The organism is uncultured Campylobacter sp., assembly GCF_938017705.1.
In the GTDB taxonomy this organism is placed as follows: Bacteria; Campylobacterota; Campylobacteria; order Campylobacterales; family Campylobacteraceae; genus Campylobacter_B.
Genome location: NZ_CALIIS010000141.1, coordinates 18,376 through 32,927, shown reverse-complemented (window position 1 = coordinate 32,927; position 14,552 = coordinate 18,376). Strand labels below are relative to the sequence as shown.

The following is a 14,552-nucleotide window of genomic DNA, read 5'->3' as shown; positions in this document are numbered from 1 at the left end:
ATACTCTTTATCACGTGGCTCATGTTTAGTGGGATATATTTTGACGGGCCGGGTGCACTGCTCGGCATACCGCTCACGTTTTTAAGCTCGTCGGTTATATTTGATTATTATTGTATTGCGCTGGGTTCTCATCTACTCTTTTTATCGCTACTTAAAGGGCGCGACGTGAAAACGCGGTGGATTTTACCTTTATTTTTTCTCATAACGCTCGCGTTTTGTAGTTTTTGCGTCTTAATCGGGCACGAAGATTATCAGCGCATAAACGCGCTTTTTGCACTCTTGCTTATCTCTCCTTTTACGCTCATCGCATACGCCATCGTTACGACCGTAATCCTTGCCAAAAATAAAATTTCGGATTATTATCCGGTCTTAATCGCGATAATTTTTGTGCCCATTCATGCCGCCAGCATAGGGATATGGGGATTAGAACGGATACATTTTGGAGTATTTCTAAACGCGACAATACTGGGGATTTTTTATTTCACGGCGAAAATCGGGCGCGTAAATTTGATCGCACATAGACCCGTACCCTACAAAACGCAAAATTCTAAAGACCGCGTTATCAAAACAATACAAAGCAGCGCGAGATTTTTAAACGACGATATTTTAAAGAAGCGCTAAATTTTATCCTTTTTAGGAATTCTAAATGACACTTTCGTCGCGCGCTACAAGCTTATATGCTTCCCGATAAATCTGAGCTTTACCAACAAAACCTTCAAAAAACTGCGCCGTTTTGCCTCTTGACACATTGACATCGCTATTTGATCAAATTTATATCCAGCGTGATCTTATCGTTTTTGATCACGCCGATACCCTTGTTTAGCACGTTTTGCGCAATCTGTTAGCTTCAGCTGGCGAGTGCATCGCGAAGGTGCCGCACTAAAATTTATTCAGCTGAGTATCCTTTTGAGAGCCTACGCCCAAAATATCCTTCATACTTGCGCTTCACGCCATCGCGACGGTAAGGTTTAGTTTCAATAGCGACTAGCTCCAATAAAATTCCATCTGTCACGCACAAAGTCTTTTGCGTTTTTCGATTTAGAATTTGGGTTGTGAGAATTCCATTCGTCGTTTATGGATACTCAGAATAAATATTGTGGCTATATTATACGTGTAGAACGAGATAAAATTTACAGCCCTCAGGCGCAGCAAAATCAGCACGCCCCGTTTTACAAATGGCAAAATAAGGCGCGCTGGAGTTGGCTCTAACTTGAGATTTTATTTAAAAAGCAAATCGGACTTTAGCTTGGAATAAACCTGCTCGCCTTTTAGCTCGCGGACGATTTGCAGTGCGAATTCCATCGCAGTAGCAGGGCCTTTCGAAGTCATTATATTTTGATCTTTTACGACATTCGCCGAATTCGTATAGCCTGGGTGAGCGATCTGATTTTCAAAACCCGGATAACAAGTGTAAGAGCTTTTTAGCACACCCGCGGTAGCTAGCGCCCATGGAGCGGCACATATTGCGCCGATTTTTGCGTTATTTGCATCGAAATCGCGCAGTACTTGCCCCAGCCTCTCGCTCTTTGCCAAATTTTCGGCTCCGGGCAAGCCGCCAGGCAAAACGATCATATCAAATTCCGAAACTTTTATATCGTCTAAAATTTCATCGGCGATCATCTCTACGCCGTGCGCACCGCAGACGCATTTCTTATCCAGCCCCACGGATACTGCATCGATCTCCGCGCGGCGCAAAATATCGATCAAACTTACCGCCTCGATCTCTTCAAATCCGTTTGCCAAAACGATCGCTACTTTCATCTACGCTCCTTTATTTTAGGTATGAGCCCTGCTCGCTCGGGGCGGTCGAAATTTCAGTATTCGTGCTCCTACTAGACGAGCTATCGTATAGGAACGAATCGTCGCCTTTTAGATAAGCAATGATGTAGCCTAGCTCCGTAGCGCCCGTCTTAGCGGCGATCGGCTGCATGATATTTTTCATCTTGCCACCATAACTTAGATCTGTAGTGTATTGCGACATAGCTATCGAGATCTCTTTGGCGTCCATATCTTTGAGTTTACGTGATACTCCATAAGCTTTTTTTTGGCCATTCTCGCCGTGGCATGAAGCGCACTTCTCAGCAAAGATAGCTCCACCTCTTTCTTTTAAAGAATTTATATTTCGATTTACCTTGCCGCTATGGGTTTTACTGCCTGCGACCGGAGCGTTTTTGTAGATATTTACAGTTACGTTTTCATCTTTAGAATGCTTTTCGATCAGGGATTTTAGCTCTTTGGCAAACTCACCTTTGGCTTCGAATACGTATGTATCGTCATTTGTGTTATCTGCAGCGTTTAGAGTAAAGGCAAAAAAACATGCTAAAAAAGAAATTTTAAAAATTTTCATAGAAAACCTTGATTTAGAATTTAAAAAGGGCGAAGCAAAAGCTTCGCCCTAATTTTACCCGTATAAGGTAAATAATTAGAAGCTGTATTTAGCCTCAAATCTGATGCGATCTTTTTTCTCATCAAGACCTGTGCCATAAGCATCATCAATCTTATAGTGAGAATACCAAGTTTTGAAGCTTAGCTTTTCATTATATTTATAAGAAATTCTACCTACTACCTCATATGCATTATCACCATCTGCTTTACCGTCTAGGTAATCAGCGCCGATTCTGATGCCAGTATCAGGGATGGTATAGCCTGCTACTACATACCAGTAGTGATTTTTACCACTGAAAGTTCTATAGTCTAGCAGCTCTTCACCTGGGCTAATAAAGGAGCCTTGGTCTTCAAAAGATACAAAAGAAAGTTTATCTTTATCATCAGGTTCGAATTTTAAATAACCTGCAGCTAAATCAACGCCAAAGAAACCAGCATTAGCCTCTGCTGCCCAGAAGTCTGCATCACTAGCGCCCGCATCTTTATAATCTCCGTCGAAATCAGAGAATGCGTATTGACCTTTTACGCCAAGATTGAAATCATCGGAAATATCAAAATTTAGAGCTAGCTCTGCAGCGAAAAGCTGTGCTACGTCCTCTAAAGCGTTATACCATAGTTGGAAAGATACAGGATCATATGAGCCCATAAATCCTATGCCATATAGATTATGATCGGTAGTTAATTTTCCACCTACTCGACCAATATCATTCATCCAAGCTCCATTTGAATCTATAGAGCTAATATCGCTATCATTCTCTAAAGAATCCATCCAAAAGCCGCTAATTGTCAAGCCCTCGATATCGGTACTAGTAATCTTAACACCGTCTCCATACATATCGTCGGTAAAGAACGAACCTATGCCCTGGCGACCGACTGCAATAGTGGTACCGCCGATAGTGTATCCTAAATAAGCTTTAGCGATATCGAAATCAGAATCTTTGTCGCTTGGATTTTGTGTACCGTGATATTGGCTATTTGAAGAAGAAAGCGACTCGCCATTATCTCTATCTAAGAACCTAACGCCCACTACACCAAAGAAATTATCATCGATTTTAGCTTTGAAATCTACTTCGGATTTAAATTCCCAAACGCCCTTATTGCTATTTGTTTCATTTTTAAGGTGATCATGGGTATATCGCATACGAGCGTATCCGTTTAGATCCACGTCCTTGATAGCTTCCTCTAACGGAACAGCACTTGCACTCATAGCAAGAGCACCTGCAGCGACTGCTGCCGCTAAACTAAGTTTAACTAGTTTCATTTTGAACTCCTTTAAAAGTTTGTAAGCGCAATAGTAGCACAAAAAGACAAATTATATGCTTAAAATAGGCTGAAAAATACTAAAATTTTACCAAATTGTTACCGAGTATTTACCGAAAATCCGAATTTAACGGGCATAAAAAAAGCGAGACCCACACAGGTCTCGCTCATTATTGAAAGGAGTTCTAATTTCGATGTGGGGATTATATCAGGCTGCGGTAAACAGACGGCAACACCTCTTTCATGCGGGAGAAATTTCATAAAATTTTACGACGTGAAATTTTATGAATGAAATTTCAAGATACGAAATTCGCAAAGCGTGGGTTTTAAAAATATCTACGCGACATCTTATCGGCGGAGAATACGGCACTTAGAACGAGCAGTGCGCGAAAAACTACGAGAAAGAAAATTTATAAGAATTTCGCAATCAAAATTCTAGCGCCAGCTGTATTTCTATAATATAAAATTTACGGACAAAATGGCACTATGCAGCAAGGAATTTTAAGCGCGAAAGCAAGCGGATATAAAATGCGAGCCGAGCCATATAAGCAAGATGTGCAGCGTAGAATTTTGTGAAATATAAAATTCCACAACTTATAAAATATAAAATTTATGCAGGCAATCGCATAAAGAATCAGCGGACTTTAAGGTGCAAGCAAATCGCGCAAGTCCACTAGATTAAAAACAGAAGCCATTGCCTTCATAAGAGTAGAGAACGAAACAAAAAGCATTCATCGCAAATTAAAAGCAGGCTCGCTTACCTTCAAGGGCATAGCGGCTAAAAATCGTATAGGATTAAAAGCTGATATTTTCGCTCTCTGGTACAGCAATAGCGTCGTTTTTATGCATTTGTTTGGTCTCGATTTTACCGATATCATAAGCGCGCGGAGTAACGGAACCCGCTTTGCGCGAGATGATTCGCATATCGGTGATAGCGCCTGCTGCGGTACTTATGTAGGCAGTATCTCCCGCAGCCGCATAATATCTGCTTGCGCGAGCGGTGTATAGCTCGCCGTTGGATAGGTCTTTAAACGTATAGACGTAAGCTGTGGAGCTTTGGCGAGTGTAGTTTACGATCTCGGATTTTAGCGAGCGTAAGTTGCCTGCAGGCGTCGGAGCGGTGCTTACGGCGCAGCCTGCGATGCCAAGAGCCAAAAGTGCGGAAAATATGAAATTTTTCATTCAGTATCCTTATTTGTAGAATTTGAATTTTTAGAGTAGTAGGTTTGGGCTTAAAGTTTGCTTTTTTGAATGCAGCCAGAATAGAATTTGAGTGAATTCTTGGCCGTTTTATTTAAAGCAATTCCTTCCACCTAGCTATCAGCAAAAGTTCTAATCCCATCAAGGATATTTAATAAAATTTGAAATTTTGCCCGATTCATATATGCGGAATTCGGGTCTTGATATATGGAATTCGTAGCTCGATAACCAAGAACTTCGGTCCATGACTCTTATTTTGCCGTAATCTCTATACGATGCGCAAAAAGCTGTCATACCAAAAATTTTATGAGCAAAAAGGATAGAAAAGAAAGAGACAGAAAAATAAGGACGAAAAAAAGAAGAGAGAAAGAAACTCCTCTCTCTTCTTTTACCTCTTGATTATTACTCTTTCTTACCCTTCTTGCCCTTCTTACCTTTAGCCTTAGACGATCCCTCTTCTTTAGCTTCGTCTTTCAACTTAGCCGTAGAGCCTTTTACTTTACCATCCTCATTCATAGCTTTATCCATGCTATCATCCATTTTCTCTTGCATCTTTTCTGATTTGGCATTTGCTTTGGCCTTAGTAGATTTGACGGTATCTTTAGCTTTTTTACTTGCTTTTTGCTTTACGGATTTTAGATCACTAATGTCGGTCTGTCCGCTTACGGCAAGATCATCTTTAATAAGCTCAAATCTCTTATCGCCTATGCCTTTAATGTTTTTGATATCCTCGATATCTTTAAATTTATTATCCTTGCGGTAATCTATGATAGCTTGAGCTTTTGCTTCTCCGATACCGGGAAGCGCCATAAGCTCCTCTTTGCTTGCGGTGTTTAAATTTACTGCTGCTAGCATAAATGCAGGAAGTGATAGAAATAGTGCGGATTTAAACAGGTTTTTCATTGAAATTCCTTTGAGGTTGAAATATTTGTATTGCCAAATAAAACGTCTATTAGCATTGAGAGCTTTTGCATACCTATCCCGCGCCAGTGCTAGAAAAGGAATGCGCCCATATGCTATTACGCTACCTTGCAATACGGTAAGAATTATATTTGTAGCGGGCTTAAAGGGAGATAAATTTAAGAGATATATTGAAATTTTATCTGCTTCGATCGTTTTATTAAATAAATACATTAAATTTGAGCTTGGTCTTAAAAAGCAGATAGGCGCGGATAAAGCTAGATATATTAAATTTAATACCGCAAGCATTGAAACTGGATTTGGATTTAAATCATGTAAAAGGCTAAGCGACGGTACTTATAAAATTTAGTCCTACCTTGCTGCGCACGGAGGCTTTACGGGCGATGTTAGAACGCATAATACGGCGACGGCTGGTGTTATGAAAGGCACGGATACTTTACGTGCAAAGCTAGACAAGCAATCTTCATAAAATTTAGCACATCAATAAGCTTGCTTTTGTAGGACATGCTTTTCTGGGCTTGATTTTTAATAGGGTTTTATCTGCTTATAGAACGTTTCATTATATTAAGTAACAGCACTTGCCAAGCTTTTTTGGCATATAGTTTAAGGCTCAAGACAAGTTAAAAACTTTCAAAGGAGTTTTTAACTATGATCCTGTCGATGAAAAACAAGTATATCTATCGTTCCCGAATTTCGCAGAAGAAATTTAGAGAAATTCTCAAGTACTTTGTAGAGGATATAGAGGCTACTAAAATAGCAAATTTAACTGGGATTTCTAGAATTTCCATCAACAAAATTCTAAAAAATATCAGAATTTTAATGGCTAGCGAGTGTGAAAAAATAAGTAAGTTTTCAGGCGAGATAGAAATAGATGAAAGCTACTTCGGAGCTAAGAGAGTAAGAGGAAAAAGAGGTAGGGGTGCAGCAAATAAAACACCGGTATTTGGTATGCTAAAGCGTGACGGTAAGGTCTATACCCAGATAGTTAAAAACTGCTCTGCTAATGAGCTATTGCCGATACTGAAGGAATTTAGTGAGCTTGATAGTTCTACTATCTATTCCGATTGCTGGAAAGCCTATGATGGCTTAGTAGATTACGCAGCCTTGGCGCATTATAGAGTAAAACATTCAAAGAATGAATTTGCAAATGGTAAAAATCATATAAATGGTATTGAGAATTTCTGGGGTTATGCTAAACATAGATTATCTAAATTTAAAGGGATTAAGAAAGAGAATTTCTTGCTTCATCTTAAAGAGTGTGAATTTAGATACAATAACAGTAAAGATACGAAAACTTTCTATCATATTTTACTAAAGATGATAAGAGAGAATCCACTTAACTTGTCTTGAGCCTAGTTTAAATCATACGAAAGCTTTATAAGTGCCGGCGGCTTTATAATTTAGATATAAAAGCGCGGCAATGCATTAAAAAACGAACGAACGTATAAATCATAAATGAGGCTAGGAGAGGCTAGGAGGGCGGCCGCGCCATAGAAGTTAAAAAGCAAACGCAACAGGACAGTATGGAAAAACGATACGAACGAGCAAGTATTATAGAAAAATTTTAATCCGTATCATTTTTCACTCAATATAAGTCAAATTTAATGCAGAGTTTTGAGATTTTGTATTGATGGAGGGCTAGATTTAAAATTTGTATTTGCGGAAGGTTCTAAAATTCTAAAAGGCTATAAAATTTTAAATTTATCAAGCAATATTTATTGGCTAAAAAAGCGATAAGCTAAAGATGCCGGAATAGAATTTAAATTGAAAATTGTATGGAAAGTTATGGAATTTTAACAAAGCCTGCAGCGACCTACTTTCCCCGTCCGAGTAACGGATAGTATCATCAGCCAGGACGAGCTTAGCTTCTTGGTTCGAGATGGAGCAAGGCGTTTCCTCGTCTGTATAGCCACAGGCAGTGTTAAATAAGGGATTACTTTTGTTGTTTGATAGTAATATTATATACTGCGAATACCTTACGAGCTTTAGCCGCGTAGCATATAAGCTCTACTCGTTCCTGCCTATTCGCCTCATATCAAATATACTTCGTAATCTAACTTTGGATTAATCATAGATTACGGATATCTTTTATAATCTCTTATTTAACACTGCGTTCATCGTTAAAGTCAGATCTTATTTTATAAAAACAGAGTCTTATTTTAGGATTGATGCTTTAAGTATAAATTTGATTATTCATCTTTGCTTTTAAATTTAATACCCAAGGCATTTTACAAAGTATTTTTACTTTTAGACAAGGCGCGTGAGCTAGGATAAGGGAGCGAACATATAAGTTCGTGACCGCAATCCGAAGCGAAATGCAACGCAGTATAAAATAAAAATACGAAGTAAAATTTTATCCTTAACAAGGAAGTAATGCTTAAAAGATAAGCAAACGAGCTATTAGTACCGGTCAGCTAAAGGACTTTCATCCATTACACATCCGGCCTATCAAACTAGTAGTCTACTAGAGCTCTTAAAAGAAGATTCATCTTGGAGTCGGCTTCGAGCTTAGATGCTTTCAGCTCTTATCGCATCCCGACTTAGCTACCCGGCGGTGCTCTTGGCAGAACAACCGGTACACCAGTGGTCGGTTCAACCCGGTCCTCTCGTACTAGGGTCAACTCTCCTCAATCTTCTTACGCCCACGGCAGATAGGGACCGAACTGTCTCACGACGTTCTGAACCCAGCTCGCGTACCGCTTTAATGGGCGAACAGCCCAACCCTTGGGACCTGCTCCAGCCCCAGGATGCGATGAGCCGACATCGAGGTGCCAAACCTCCCCGTCGATGTGAGCTCTTGGGGGAGATCAGCCTGTTATCCCCGGGGTACCTTTTATCCTTTGAGCGATGGCCCTTCCACACAGAACCACCGGATCACTAAGACCGACTTTCGTCTCTGCTCGACGTGTATGTCTCGCAGTTAAGCTGGCTTTTGCCTTTATACTCTGCAAGCGATTTCCAACCGCTTTGAGCCAACCTTTGTAAGCCTCCGTTACATTTTGGGAGGCGACCGCCCCAGTCAAACTACCCACCAGACATTGTCCTACCTAAGGATAACTTAGGCTAGTTAGCTACCCGAATAAAGAAGAGTGGTATCTCAACAATGGCTCATCGTAAACCGAGATCTACGAATCGAAGCCTCCCACCTATCCTGCGCATCTTTATCCAAGTAGCAGTGTCAAGCTATAGTAAAGGTCCACGGGGTCTTTCCGTCTTGCCGCGGGTAGGAGGAATTTTCACCTCCACTACAATTTCACTGGATCCCTCTTTGAGACAGCTCCCATCTCGTTACGCCATTCATGCAGGTCGGTATTTAACCGACAAGGAATTTCGCTACCTTAGGACCGTTATAGTTACGGCCGCCGTTTACTCGGGCTTCGATCAGATGCTTTGCATAAGCTAACATCATCAATTAACCTTCGAGCACCGGGCAGGCGTCACACCCTATACATCCTCTTACGAGTTAGCAGAGTGCTGTGTTTATGGTAAACAGTCGGGAGGGACTCTTTGTTGTAACCTTCTTCGCTTACGAAGTAAATTCTTAACGAAGCTAGGCACACCTTATACCGAAGATACGGTGCTATTTTGCAGAGTTCCTTAAAGAGAGTTCTTCCACGCGCCTTAGAATACTCATCCCACCCACCTGTGTCGGTTTACGGTACGGGCGATATCAGCTAAACTTAGAAACTTTTCTCGGCTCGATAGTATCATGGATTCTTCATCTACTCCGAAGAGCGTCAGAAGCCTTTCAGATCTCGGATAAAGAGTTACGGATTTGCCTATAACTCAACCTACTTCCTTAGACTAGCACTTCCATCCGCTAGCTCCACTAACTTTAAGCGTCCTTCCGTCGCACACTGATATCGGTATCGGAATATTAACCGATTTTCCATCGCATACCCCTTTCGGACTTTGCTTAGGACCCGACTAACCCTACGATGACGAGCATCGCGTAGGAAACCTTGGGTTTACGGCGAATACGATTCTCACGTATTTTATCGCTACTCATGCCTGCATGCTCACTTCCAACCGCTCCACCGCTCCTTACCGGTACGGCTTCGACGCTGATTGGAACGCTCTCCTACCACTTGCACTTAATGATTTATACTTTTCTTGCGGCTTTGTTCAAATTTAAAACTTAAGATATTTAAGAATTTATCCGATGTCTTAAAGTTTTGTTTGTCTTTCTTCGCTTCTTGGTTGTTAAATTTTAAATATCTAAGTTAGGATTTTAAAATTCTAAAAAATTTTAAAATTAACAAAGTTCGAAATATTTAAAATTTGAATATAGAAAGCGAAGTATTTTGGATGAGAAATTAATGTTGTGAAGATTTTTTCGATTGAGATAAGGCTTTTAGCCTATCGATTGAGAAAAAATCAAACTCATTAATTTATCGCCAAAAGACGAGCTAGTATAAATGATTAAGTGCAAGTCTAAAGCTTCGGTACTCATTTTAGCCCCGTTATATTTTCCGCGCAAAATCACTAGACCAGTGAGCTATTACGCTATCTTTAAAGGATGGCTGCTTCTAAGCCAACCTCCTGGTTGTTTCAGTAACTTCACATCGTTTTCCACTTAAATGAGATTTGGGGACCTTAGCTGTTAGTCCGGGTTGTTTCCCTCTTGACGACGGATTTTATCACTCGCCGCCTGACTGCCGTGGTTACGCTATAAGTATTCGGAGTTTGATAGGGTTTGGTACATTGGTGTATGCCCTAGCCCATTCAGTGCTCTACCCCTTATAACTACTACACGACGCTATACCTCAATATATTTCGGAGAGAACCAGCTATCACGATGTTTGATTGGCCTTTCACCCCTATCCACAAGTCATCCGGAGCCTTTTCAACGGCCGTCGGTTGGGTCCTCCACCGGCTCTTACACCGGCTTCAACCTGCTCATGGATAGATCACATCGTTTCGGGTCTGCAGCATCTGACTAATCGCCCTATTAAGACTCGCTTTCGCTACGGCTCCGGGTTCCCTTAACCTCGCCAGACACCACAACTCGCAGGCTCATTATGCAAAAGGCAGTCCATCACACTGTGGATCTGTTTCAATACTAATCTTGGATTGTCTTACCTTGCTTATTAAATTTTAAATTTAATCTATTTAAATTTGATCTACGGTTTGAAATTTTAATTTTAGAAGTTTTACCTCTTTTGGCTTTTAAAATTTCAAATTTAATCCGATTATTTATAAAAAAATTATAAAAACAAGATATGCCCGCCTAAAGGCGCGGTATTTTGGATGAGAAATTAATGTTGTGAAGATTTTTTCGATTGAGATAAGGCTTTTAGCCTATCGATTGAGAAAAAATCGAACTCATTAATTTATCGCCAAAAGACAAGCCGTCCTTAATATTCAAACAGACCCACATAGTGCTCTGAATGATTGTAAGCAAACGGTTTCAGGTTCTATTTCACTCGGCTCACCGCCGTTCTTTTCACCTTTCCCTCACGGTACTTGTACGCTATCGGTCTAGTAGTAGTATTTAGGGTTGGATCGTGGTCGACCCGGCTTCAGACAGGATTTCACGTGTCCCGTCCTACTCAGGATACCGCTAAGTAAGGATGTGATTTCATATACGGGAGTATCACCCTCTATGCCTAACCTTTCCAGATTGTTCTATTATCAGATCCTAGTCTATGTTGCGGTCCTACAACCCCACTAGTAAACTAGTGGTTTGCCCTCTTACGCGTTCGCTCGCCGCTACTAGCGTAATCTCTATTGATTTCTCTTCCTGCGGGTACTTAGATGTTTCAGTTCCCCGCGTTGGCTCCATTAATGGTAACACATATCGCTATGTATTGGGTTGCCCCATTCAGAAATTCCCGGATCAAAGCCCCTTGACGGCTCCCCGAGACTTATCGCAGTCTGGCACGTCTTTCATCGCCTCTACTAGCCAAGGCATCCACCGTTCGCTCTTAGTAGCTTACCTTTTATATATTTTTTACTTCGCAGACCGGCAAAGCCGCTCTTTGCGACGGGGAGCTTCGCTCCCTCGACCCACCTAAAGCACAGCAACGCTTTCGGCGTTGCCGTAAAATTCCTATAAAAGAAATCATTTAGGATTAGATCCGTAAAAAATACTTAGACTATTTATTATATATTCTAATTCGCATTACTTCCTTGCTAAAGATAAAATCGATCTAACTAAGCATTTGATCTACGGATAAGAGCTTTTAAATATACCCTATCCTTATAAAAACCGATGCGTTAAATTTATTCTATAGTATTTGATTAACTCGAATTAAGACGGAAAGAGATCAAACTTATAAAGTAAGTTAGGCTCTATAAGCGTGTATTGATCTTAGCTTTTAGCTTTGGATAACATAATAAGGCTAAAGGCTTGGCATCACTTCGAATAATCAAAGCTTTAACAAGTCCTGTAAAATTGTTTTATTAAAACTTGATTGTGACTTTAACAATGGTACTTTAAAGAACGTTTAGGGTAAACCTAAATAGAAAATTTTAAGTTATGGTGACTTGATCAAATTTATTAAATTTAACAAACCGATCTGCTTGGATAAAACCGAATTAAAATTCTCTATTTAGATCTACATTACAAATATCTTATGGTGGAGAATAGCGGGATCGAACCGCTGACCTCCTGCGTGCAAAGCAGGCGCTCTCCCAGCTGAGCTAATTCCCCATCTTTGTTTATCTTTTTTCCTTATACTTCGTCAGTTTTTTGCAAAAACCTGCGTCGCATATATCCAAATACGCTGCTTGATTTTCTTAAAACTTCCTCGTCTAAGAAAAAAAATCCAAACAAATCTATTTTAACAATATGAAATAGATTGTATTAAGCAATTAATTCTTACTTCAATATATTAAGGAAAATAGCTTATAAAATACAAGACTAAAATTTTAATCTTGTCCGTCAATCTCTCAAACCTAAACAAGCTCGATTGAGCATGCTTAGAGCTAAACATATGTTAGCGCTAAGACTTTATGATAGATACCTTGTGAGAGGATATCTATTTGTACTCTAGAAAGGAGGTGATCCAACCGCAGGTTCTCCTACGGTTACCTTGTTACGACTTCACCCCAGTCGCTGATTCCACTGTGGAAGGTAGCGAATTTCGCATTCCCGCTTCGAGTGAAATCAACTCCCATGGTGTGACGGGCGGTGAGTACAAGACCCGGGAACGTATTCACCGTAGCATGGCTGATCTACGATTACTAGCGATTCCGGCTTCATGGAGTCGAGTTGCAGACTCCAATCCGAACTGGGACATATTTTTTAGATTTGCTCCATCTCGCGATATTGCGTCTTATTGTATATGCCATTGTAGCACGTGTGTCGCCCCGGACATAAGGGCCATGATGACTTGACGTCGTCCACACCTTCCTCCTCCTTACGAAGGCAGTCTCATTAGAGTGCTCGGCCGAACCGTTAGCAACTAATGACGTGGGTTGCGCTCGTTGCGGGACTTAACCCAACATCTCACGACACGAGCTGACGACAGCCGTGCAGCACCTGTCTTAACATTTCTGCAAGCAGACACTCTTCCATCTCTGGATGATTTGTTAGATATCAAGTCCGGGTAAGGTTCTTCGCGTATCTTCGAATTAAACCACATGCTCCACCGCTTGTGCGGGTCCCCGTCTATTCCTTTGAGTTTTAATCTTGCGACCGTACTCCCCAGGCGGTATACTTAATCCGTTAGGTGGATTACTGCCGTGACTAGCACAGCAACAACCGGTATACATCGTTTAGGGCGTGGACTACCAGGGTATCTAATCCTGTTTGCTCCCCACGCTTTCACGCATTAGCGTCAGTTAAGTTCCAGCAGATCGCCTTCGCAATAGGTATTCTTCTTGATATCTACGGATTTTACCCCTACACCAAGAATTCCATCTGCCTCTCCCTTACTCTAGATTATCAGTTTCCCAAGCAGTTTAACGGTTGAGCCGTTAGATTTCACAAGAGACTTGATAATCCGCCTACGCGTCCTTTACGCCCAGTGATTCCGAGTAACGCTTGCACCCTCCGTATTACCGCGGCTGCTGGCACGGAGTTAGCCGGTGCTTATTCGTTAGGTACCGTCATTATTCTTCCCTAACAAAAGGAGTTTACGCTCCGAAAAGTGTCATCCTCCACGCGGCGTTGCTGCGTCAGGGTTTCCCCCATTGCGCAATATTCCCTACTGCTGCCTCCCGTAGGAGTTTGGACCGTGTCTCAGTTCCAATGTGACTGATCATCCTCTCAGACCAGTTACGCGTCATAGCCTCGGTAGGCCGTTACCCCACCGACTAGCTGATACGATATAGTCTCATCCCTTGCCGAAATTCTTTCCCGATTTATCTTATGGTAAAAAGGAGTATGGAGTATTAGCAGTCATTTCTAACTGTTGTCCTCCAGCAAGGGGCAGATTAGCTATATATTACTCACCCGTGCGCCACTAAATTTAAAAGAGCAAGCTCTCTTAAATTCCGTTCGACTTGCATGTATTAGGCACGCCGCCAGCGTTCACTCTGAGCCAGGATCAAACTCTCCATATTTATACTTCTCGCAACGGCAAAGCCGTTACTGCGAGCGGGAGCTTTCGCTCCCTGCACCCACCTAAAGTTACAAAGATTTGCGAAAAAACCAGTTTTTCGCAAATCATAAATTTCTAAGGATAGCATTAAAAAAACCAGAGCTTGGCTCAGGTTTATTCTGCATCTTAAATTTAATCTATGATTTAAACTCTTTATACTTATACAGGTGGATGCGATTATGAAGTTTTTAATCTAAAAACTTTATGTTTTTGTAACATCGTTTTTATGAACTTAAA

At 41.0% G+C, this 14,552-nt stretch carries 7 protein-coding genes, 1 tRNA gene, 3 rRNA genes and 1 pseudogene; 3 read left to right on the top strand and 9 right to left on the bottom strand.

Annotated elements, in window-relative coordinates; all coding sequences use genetic code 11:
* Positions 1-21: 21 nt before the first annotated feature.
* On the top strand, positions 22-621 hold the full coding sequence (locus Q0605_RS07230; protein ID WP_298705530.1) for a hypothetical protein: 600 nt from the start codon (positions 22-24) through the stop codon (positions 619-621).
* A 597-nt stretch (positions 622-1,218) separates the two neighbouring features.
* Here Q0605_RS07230 and Q0605_RS07225 read toward each other — a convergent pair.
* The 5 genes and pseudogenes from Q0605_RS07225 to Q0605_RS07205 all read right to left on the bottom strand — a co-directional run.
* The gene (locus Q0605_RS07225; protein WP_298705528.1) at positions 1,219-1,761 is read right to left on the bottom strand and encodes a DJ-1 family glyoxalase III; all 543 of its coding nucleotides are present in this window, start codon (positions 1,759-1,761) and stop codon (positions 1,219-1,221) included.
* 10 nt (positions 1,762-1,771) lie between these two features.
* Positions 1,772-2,347, bottom strand: a complete 576-nt coding sequence (locus tag Q0605_RS07220) for a c-type cytochrome (RefSeq protein ID WP_297988883.1) — start codon at positions 2,345-2,347, stop codon at positions 1,772-1,774.
* A gap of 75 nt (positions 2,348-2,422) precedes the next feature.
* The gene (locus tag Q0605_RS07215) at positions 2,423-3,646 is read right to left on the bottom strand and encodes an OprD family outer membrane porin (protein WP_298082961.1); all 1,224 of its coding nucleotides are present in this window, start codon (positions 3,644-3,646) and stop codon (positions 2,423-2,425) included.
* Positions 3,647-4,440: 794 nt separating this feature from the next.
* Positions 4,441-4,827, bottom strand: a complete 387-nt coding sequence (locus Q0605_RS07210) for a hypothetical protein (RefSeq protein WP_298705524.1) — start codon at positions 4,825-4,827, stop codon at positions 4,441-4,443.
* 681 nt (positions 4,828-5,508) lie between these two features.
* A pseudogene (locus tag Q0605_RS07205) lies at positions 5,509-5,748 on the bottom strand (helix-hairpin-helix domain-containing protein); the annotation flags it as partial.
* A gap of 25 nt (positions 5,749-5,773) precedes the next feature.
* On the opposite strand from Q0605_RS07205, the gene Q0605_RS07200 reads away from it, so the two are divergent.
* Positions 5,774-6,115 carry a hypothetical protein gene (locus tag Q0605_RS07200; protein ID WP_298705522.1) on the top strand — a complete coding sequence of 114 codons (342 nt, stop codon included), beginning with the start codon at positions 5,774-5,776 and terminating at the stop codon, positions 6,113-6,115.
* Positions 6,116-6,414: 299 nt separating this feature from the next.
* On the top strand, positions 6,415-7,116 hold the full coding sequence (locus Q0605_RS07195; protein WP_298705519.1) for an IS1595 family transposase: 702 nt from the start codon (positions 6,415-6,417) through the stop codon (positions 7,114-7,116).
* Positions 7,117-7,566: 450 nt separating this feature from the next.
* Here Q0605_RS07195 and rrf read toward each other — a convergent pair.
* The 4 genes from rrf to Q0605_RS07175 form a co-directional block, all read right to left on the bottom strand.
* Positions 7,567-7,683, bottom strand: a 5S ribosomal RNA gene (gene rrf / locus Q0605_RS07190).
* Between the two features lie 463 nt (positions 7,684-8,146).
* Positions 8,147-11,707, bottom strand: a 23S ribosomal RNA gene (locus Q0605_RS07185).
* A gap of 638 nt (positions 11,708-12,345) precedes the next feature.
* Positions 12,346-12,421: transfer RNA gene (locus Q0605_RS07180), tRNA-Ala, on the bottom strand.
* Positions 12,422-12,764: 343 nt separating this feature from the next.
* Positions 12,765-14,277 (bottom strand): 16S ribosomal RNA (locus Q0605_RS07175).
* Together the 16S, 23S and 5S rRNA genes with 1 tRNA gene alongside form the textbook arrangement of a ribosomal RNA operon.
* Between the last annotated feature and the right edge of the window lie 275 nt (positions 14,278-14,552).

Coding starts and splice junctions, on each gene's coding strand:
- Q0605_RS07210 (WP_298705524.1), bottom strand. CDS start 4,827: ATGAAAAATTTCATATTTTCCGCACTTTTGGCTCTTGGCATCGCAGGC.
- Q0605_RS07215 (WP_298082961.1), bottom strand. CDS start 3,646: ATGAAACTAGTTAAACTTAGTTTAGCGGCAGCAGTCGCTGCAGGTGCT.
- Q0605_RS07195 (WP_298705519.1), top strand. CDS start 6,415: ATGATCCTGTCGATGAAAAACAAGTATATCTATCGTTCCCGAATTTCG.
- Q0605_RS07225 (WP_298705528.1), bottom strand. CDS start 1,761: ATGAAAGTAGCGATCGTTTTGGCAAACGGATTTGAAGAGATCGAGGCG.
- Q0605_RS07220 (WP_297988883.1), bottom strand. CDS start 2,347: ATGAAAATTTTTAAAATTTCTTTTTTAGCATGTTTTTTTGCCTTTACT.
- Q0605_RS07230 (WP_298705530.1), top strand. CDS start 22: ATGTTTAGTGGGATATATTTTGACGGGCCGGGTGCACTGCTCGGCATA.